Here is a 6425-nt window from a genome sequence, read left to right on the forward strand (position 1 = left end):
CATGGCACCACTGTGCGGCCGGGGGGCCTCACCGTCCATCGCGTATTTCTGCGCGATATCCCCAAGCACTGCTTATGCAAGCCCCGCGACCTGGGCGTTTCAGTTCCGGGGCACCGCGCAGCCGTCCGGGCCGCACGCCTCGGCGCCGCCGTCGTCGATCAGCTTCAGCGGGCTGTGCTCGCCCCACGCCTGGGTGAGCGCCTGGGCGAAGATCTCGGCGGGCTGGGCGCCGGAGACGCCGTACGTGCGGTCGAGCACGAAGAACGGCACCCCGGTCGCCCCGAGCTGCGCGGCCTCGCGTTCGTCGGCGCGGACCTCGTCGGCGTAGGCGGTGGGGTCGGCGAGCACCTTGCGCACGGCGTCCGCGTCCAGCCCGGCGCCGACGGCCAGCTCCACGAGCCGTTCGTCGTCGTTGTACACGGAGCGTTCCTCGGCGAAGTTGGCCCGGTAGAACGCGTCGAGCAGCGCCTCCTGCCGGCCCTCCTCCTTGGCCAGGTGGAGCAGCCGGTGCAGGTCGAAGGTGCTGCCGTGGTCGCGGCCCCGGGTGCGGTAGGCCAGGCCCTCGGCGGCGGCCTGCGCGCCGAGGTTGTCCTCACCGGCCCGGGCCTGCGCCTCGCTCATGCCGTACTTCGCGGTGAGCATCGTCAGCACGGGCTGGACGTCGTCCTTGGCCCGCCCGGGGTCCAGTTCGAAGGACCGGTGCACCACCTCGACGCCGTCCCGGTGCTCGAAGGCCGCCAGCGCCTTCTCGAAGCGGGCCTTGCCCACGTAGCACCAGGGGCAGGCGATGTCGCTCCAGATCTCGACGCGCATGTGTCGGCTCTTCTCCAGGTCGTACGGTGCGGAGGCCTCCCCTCCGCCGCGTACGTGAACGTTCAAGCGTCCGGTCTCATTCCCCGGGGACGGCGAAGCGCAGGTACAGGTGGTGGTCGCCCTCGGCGGGCGGGTTGTCCGGGTCGGGGAGCCAGCCCCGGCGGGCGTAGAAGGCCTGGGCGCGCCGGTTGTCGACGTGGACGTCGAGTACGGCGGTCCGCCTGCCGTCGGCCTGCCACTGCTCGACGCAGGCCGCGTGCAGGGCGGTGCCGATGCCGGAGCGCCAGCGGTCGGGGTCGACGTGGAACTGGTACAGCTTGACCGCGTCGGCCGGGCCGTCCTCCGGTACGCGGAACGAGGCGATGGCGACGATCTCGCCGTGCTCCACGGCGCACAGCACATGCCCGTCGGGCCGCTCGACGGCGGTGCGCCAGGCGGCGGCCCAGTCGTAGCCGTCGTCGGGGAGCCCGTCCGGGTAGTACGTCGCGCGTGCGCGGACGTGCAGTGCGGCCACGGTCTCCGTCTCGGCGGGCAGGACGGTGCGGATCACTCGGCTCCCGGTCACGCGTTCATGGATCATGCAACGCAGGACGCGTGAGCCGGCCCCGGCGGTTGCGTCAGCTGCCGTCGCGCAGGCCGGCAGGCCAGTGCGGCCGGAACTCCAGGTGGTCGTAGGTCACGGTGCACCCCTCCCCCGTCGGCGCCTGGGCGAGGAAGCCGACCAGTGCCGAGCCCGTCTCCTGCTCGTCGCCCAGCGTGAAGAGCCGGACGAAGGTCCAGCGCTCGCCGTCGAGGGAGGCGTGGAAGGCGAAGGCCCGCCCGCTGCGGCTGACCCGCAGCCACACGGAATCCCCGTCCACGGTGAAGGAGTTGCAGTCGTCGGAGTGCCCCCGGGTGACCACCGTGCAGACGGTGGCGACGTCCGGGGACAACTCCAGACACAGCTTGGCCCAGTGCCGCTCGCCGACGTGGACGTAGAGCACCCCGGCATCGAAGGCGGCCCGGAAACCGACGCTGACACGGGCGATGAGCTGAAAGTCCCCGACGGGAGCCCCCAGCAGCCGGGGCGCGTCGGAAACGGACTCCAACGCCTCGCCGGTGGGTGGCACGAACCGATCCTGCCGAGCCCCGGCAACACCGGTGAGTACACCGTCCTCATAGGCCCAACTGCCGTCGGGCCCATAGGGCCGAAGGGAAAAGGGCAGTTCGGGAAGCTTCACGTCCATCAACCGAGTATCTCAGGGCAACGGGAGATACCTAGGGGCGCGGGGAACTGCGCGACCAGCCACAACGGCGCAGCACCCGCAGACGAACCCGCACCCCCACGGCGCTACCGCTTCAGCACCCCGTTGAACCGCCGAGGCACCCCCAGCGGATTGGCATCCCGCAACTCAACCGGCAGCAACGCCTCCGGCACCCCCTGATAGGCCACCGGCCGCAGCCACCGCTCGATCGCGGTACCCCCCACCGACGTGGACGTCGACGTCGTGGCGGGATACGGCCCCCCATGATGCTGAGCCGCCGCCACCGCGACCCCCGTGGGCCACCCATTCACCAGCACCCGCCCCGCGAGGGGCGTCACCGCACCGAGAAGCTCGGCGCCACGCCCCTCCCCCGCAGCCTCCCCGGCGGACAACTGCACCGTCGCCGTCAGATTCCCCGGCAGCCGCGCCAGCACACCCCGCACCTCGGCCTCGTCCTCGTAGCGGGCCACCACGGTGACCGGCCCGAAGCACTCCTCCAGGAGCAGGTCGTGCTCACCCCCGGCGGCCAGCCGCCCCGCCGGCACGGTCAGGAACCCGGCGCTGACGGTGTGCTCGCCGCCCGCGCCCGGCGTCACCGGGGACTCCACGTCGGGCAGCGCCGCGCGCTCGGCGACCCCGGCGACGAAGTTGTCCCGCATGCGGTGGTCGAGCAGCACCCCGGCGTCGGTGTCGCTGACGGCGTCCGTGAGGGTCTTGACCAGGCCGTCACCGGCGGCGCCGGCCGGCACCAGGACCAGTCCGGGCTTGACGCAGAACTGGCCGACGCCCAGCGTCATCGAACCGGCGAGCCCGGCGCCGATGGCCTCGGCCCGCTCGGCGGCAGCCGCCTCGGTGACGACGACCGGGTTCAGCGAGCCCAGTTCGCCGTGGAAGGGGATCGGCACCGGACGGGCCGCCGCCGCGTCGAACAGGGCGCGGCCCCCGCGTACGGAACCGGTGAACCCGGCCGCGGCGACCAGCGGGTGCCCGATCAGCTCGATGCCGGCGTCGAAGCCGTGCACCAGGCCGAGGACGCCCTCGGGGATGCCGTGCCTGGCGGCGGCGCGGCGCAGCACGGTCGCGACCAGCTCGGACAGGGCCGGGTGGTCGGGGTGGGCCTTGACGACGACCGGGCAGCCGGCCGCGAGGGCGCTCGCGGTGTCGCCGCCGGGGACGGAGAAGGCGAAGGGGAAGTTGGAGGCCGAGTAGACGGCGACGACGCCGAGCGGCACCTTGTAGCGGCGCAGGTCGGGGATGGGCGGGGTGGCGGTGTCGTCGGGGTGGTTGACGACGACACCGAGGAACTCGCCCTCGTCCACGATGTCGGCGAAGGCGCGCAACTGGTAGCAGGTGCGGGCGAGTTCGCCGGTGAGGCGGACCGGGCCGAGCGCGGTCTCGGCGTCGGCCACCTCGACGAGGGTGGTCTCGGACGCCTTGAGTTCGTCGGCGGCGGTGCGCAGGAAGGCCGCGCGGACGGTGCGGTCGGCGAGGGCCTCGCGCGCCGCGTGGGCGGCGCGGACGGTGGCGTCCACCTCCTGGGCCGTGGCCTCCACCGCGACCTGTTCACGCTGCTTCCCGGTACGGGGGTCGACACTCCAGACTGGTGCTGCTGCCACCGCGGGTCCCTCCAGATCTAGGGACGTTCGATATACTGAACGCTGTCTCCATGGATGAATGCGAGGAGACTATTTCCCGTCCAACGAAGGGGTCAAGGACGATGTCGACAGCCGAGACAGGCGGCGGGGCGCAGGTCAAGTCCGCGGTGCGGACGGTGGAGCTGCTGGAGTACTTCGCGGGCCGGCCCGGCATGCACTCCCTCGCCTCGGTGCAGGAGGCCGTCGGCTACCCCAAGTCGAGCCTGTACATGCTGCTGCGCACGCTCGTCGACCTCGGCTGGGTGGAGACGGACGCGACGGGCACGCGGTACGGCATCGGCGTGCGGGCGCTGCTGGTCGGCACGTCGTACATCGACGGCGACGAGGTGGTGGCGGCGGCCCGGCCGACGCTGGACCGGCTCTCCGACGACACCACGGAGACCATCCACCTCGCCCGGCTGGACGGCACGAACGTGGTCTATCTGGCCACCCGTCAGTCCCAGCACTATCTGCGCCCCTTCACCCGGGTCGGCCGCCGGCTGCCCGCGCACTCGACGTCGCTGGGCAAGGCGCTGCTGAGCACCTACAGCGACGAGCAGGTCCGCAAGATGCTGCCGGAGACCCTGCCGGCGCTGACCGAACACACCATCACCGACCGGGAGAAGCTCATCGAGGAGCTGCGCCAGGTGCGGGAGCGGGGCTTCGCGGTGGACCGCGAGGAGAACACGCTGGGCCTGCGCTGCTTCGGCGTGGCGATCCCCTACCGCACCCCCGCGCGGGACGCGATCAGCTGCTCGGTTCCGGTGGCGCGGCTGACGCCGGCGCACGAGCAGATGGTCAAGGACGCGTTGTTCGACGCGCGCGACCGGCTGACCCTGGCGACGCGTAGGCTCTGAGCCATGCACATCGCACTGCGCGAGGTCCACGACAGCGATCTGCCCGTCTTCTTCCGGCAGATGAACGATCCCGAGGCCCTGCGCATGGCGGCCTTCACCCCGCCGGATCCCGCCGACTGGGACGCGTTCGCGACGCACTGGAACAAGATCCGGGCCTCGCGCGACGTCGTGCGGACCATCCTGGGCGACGGCGACGTCATCGGCAGCACCGCGGTGTACGGGGAGCCCGGCGAGCGCGAGGTGACGTACTGGGTGGACCGGGCGTACTGGGGGCGGGGCGTGGCCACGGCCGCCCTGCGGGCGCTGCTCGCCGAGGTCGGGGACCGGCCGCTGTACGCGCGGGCCGCCGCGGACAACGCCGGGTCGCGGCGGGTGCTGGAGAAGTGCGGTTTCGAGACGAGCGCCCGCGCCCGGGGCTTCGCGCCCGCGCGGGGCGAGGTGATCGACGAGGTCGTCCTCCACCTCGCGGGCTGACCGTCCTCCGCCGCGCGGCGGAGGCGGATCGTCGGCGCGCAGGACGCGCCCGGGGGTGCCCGGGCGGCAGCGTGGAGCCATGACGCAGACGGACCCGATGCTCCTCCCCTACGCTGCCCGGATGACCGTCGGCCTCCTTCTCGCCGCCGCCGGGGCGACGTTCCCCGTCCGCCCGCGGCCGTGACCGTACTCGCCCGGGTCCTGTTCGGCCGGCGTGCGCGGCTGCGGTGGATCCACCTGATCCTCGGCGGCGCGCTCGCCATGCCGTACGTGCTGGTCGGCTCGGTCGTCGTCGGTCCGCTCACCGGCGTCGACGACGTCTTCGGCTCGCTGCCTCTCCAACTCGGTTCGTTCGCCCTCGGGTTGCCGCTCGCCGCCGTCACCTCCCTGTTCCCGCCGACCCGGCCGCTGGAGTCCGGGGTGGCGCGCTGGCTGTGCGGCGTCGACGCCGACCGGCTCGCCTACGGGCCCGCCCGGACGAAGGGCGAGAAGGGGCGTACCGCCGCGTGGTTCGCGCTGCACCTGGGCGCCGGCGGGATCGTCGCGGGCATGTCGCTGGCGGTGCCGCCGTTCGCGGTCGCGCTGATCCTGCTGCCCTTCGTCCCGGCGCTGCGCGCGGACCTGGTGGAGCTGCCCGGCCTCTCCGGGCACGCCTGGGTGCTCGCGCTCACGCCGGTCGCGGGCGCCGCGCTGCTCGTCGCGCTCGCCGGATGCGCGGCCGGCTGCGGCGCGCTGCTGGCCCGCTGGGCGCCGGCGCTGCTCGGCCCCTCCCCGGAGGACCGGGTCGCGGCGGCCGAGGCGCGGGCCGCCGACCTCGCCGTCCGCAACCGGCTCGCGCGCGAGCTGCACGACTCGGTCGGCCACGCGCTGAGCGCGGTGGGGCTCCAGGCGAGCGCGGCCCGCCGGGTGCTGGACAGCGACCCGGAGTTCGTCCGGGAGGCGCTCGCCGCGATCGAGGACACCACCCGCCGCACCGTCGGTGAACTCGACGCCGTCCTCGGCGTCCTGCGGGACGGCGACGCGCCGGGCACCGCACCGGCCCCCACGCTCGCCGCCGACCTCGACGGCCTGCTGCGCCGCACCCGCGCGGGCGGGCCGCGGGTGACGGCAACCGTCGCCGCCGACCCGCAGACGCTGCCGCCGCTGGTGTCCCGCGAGGCGTACCGCATCGTCCAGGAGGGGCTGAGCAACGCCCTGCGGCACGCGGGTGAGCGGGTCGCCGTGGCGCTGCTGATCGACGTGGTGGACGGCCACCTGCGCATCACCGTCGAGAACCCCCTCGGCGAGGCCCGCGCCCCGCGCCCCGGCGGCGGTCACGGCCTGCGCGGCATCGCCGACCGGGCCCGGCTGCTGGGCGGCGCCTCTGAGGCGGGCGGCGCCGACGGGGTGTGGCGGCTCCACGT

Annotated in this window: 7 protein-coding genes; 3 read left to right on the forward strand and 4 right to left on the reverse strand. The window is 73.8% G+C overall.

The genetic code is table 11. The features are described 5' to 3' along the window. Positions 1 to 99: 99 nt before the first annotated feature. From GTW67_RS13045 to GTW67_RS13060, 4 genes are all read right to left on the reverse strand, one after another. Positions 100 to 813, reverse strand: coding sequence for a DsbA family oxidoreductase (locus GTW67_RS13045; RefSeq protein WP_161164979.1), 714 nt, complete (start codon positions 811 to 813; stop codon positions 100 to 102). A 76-nt stretch (positions 814 to 889) separates the two neighbouring features. Then, positions 890 to 1393, reverse strand: a complete 504-nt coding sequence (locus GTW67_RS13050) for a GNAT family N-acetyltransferase (RefSeq protein WP_202437169.1) — start codon at positions 1391 to 1393, stop codon at positions 890 to 892. 37 nt (positions 1394 to 1430) lie between these two features. Beyond that, positions 1431 to 2039 (reverse strand): DUF1349 domain-containing protein, encoded by a 609-nt coding sequence (locus tag GTW67_RS13055; RefSeq protein ID WP_161164980.1) that lies wholly within the window; start codon positions 2037 to 2039, stop codon positions 1431 to 1433. A gap of 104 nt (positions 2040 to 2143) precedes the next feature. After that, positions 2144 to 3673, reverse strand: coding sequence for an aldehyde dehydrogenase family protein (locus GTW67_RS13060; protein WP_161164981.1), 1530 nt, complete (start codon positions 3671 to 3673; stop codon positions 2144 to 2146). 101 nt (positions 3674 to 3774) lie between these two features. Between GTW67_RS13060 and GTW67_RS13065 the strand changes: the two genes are divergently transcribed. From GTW67_RS13065 to GTW67_RS13075, 3 genes are all read left to right on the forward strand, one after another. Beyond that, complete coding sequence (locus GTW67_RS13065; RefSeq protein WP_161164982.1) at positions 3775 to 4548, forward strand: IclR family transcriptional regulator; 774 nt, start codon at positions 3775 to 3777, stop codon at positions 4546 to 4548. A 3-nt stretch (positions 4549 to 4551) separates the two neighbouring features. Continuing rightward, a complete protein-coding gene (locus GTW67_RS13070) occupies positions 4552 to 5022 on the forward strand; it encodes a GNAT family N-acetyltransferase (RefSeq protein WP_161164983.1) in 471 nt (156 codons plus the stop codon). 180 nt (positions 5023 to 5202) lie between these two features. Then, positions 5203 to 6425 (forward strand): histidine kinase (locus tag GTW67_RS13075; RefSeq protein WP_161164984.1); only part of this gene is annotated, 1223 nt, incomplete at its 3' end.

Source organism: Streptomyces sp. SID5910, assembly GCF_009862125.1.
Lineage (GTDB): Bacteria > Actinomycetota > Actinomycetes > Streptomycetales > Streptomycetaceae > Streptomyces.

Bases quoted from the DNA above. Each gene is read 5' to 3' on its own strand.
- GTW67_RS13070 (WP_161164983.1), top strand. From the start codon at position 4,552: ATGCACATCGCACTGCGCGAGGTCCACGACAGCGATCTGCCCGTCTTC.
- GTW67_RS13065 (WP_161164982.1), top strand. From the start codon at position 3,775: ATGTCGACAGCCGAGACAGGCGGCGGGGCGCAGGTCAAGTCCGCGGTG.
- GTW67_RS13045 (WP_161164979.1), bottom strand. From the start codon at position 813: ATGCGCGTCGAGATCTGGAGCGACATCGCCTGCCCCTGGTGCTACGTG.
- GTW67_RS13050 (WP_202437169.1), bottom strand. From the start codon at position 1,393: ATGATCCATGAACGCGTGACCGGGAGCCGAGTGATCCGCACCGTCCTG.
- GTW67_RS13055 (WP_161164980.1), bottom strand. From the start codon at position 2,039: ATGGACGTGAAGCTTCCCGAACTGCCCTTTTCCCTTCGGCCCTATGGG.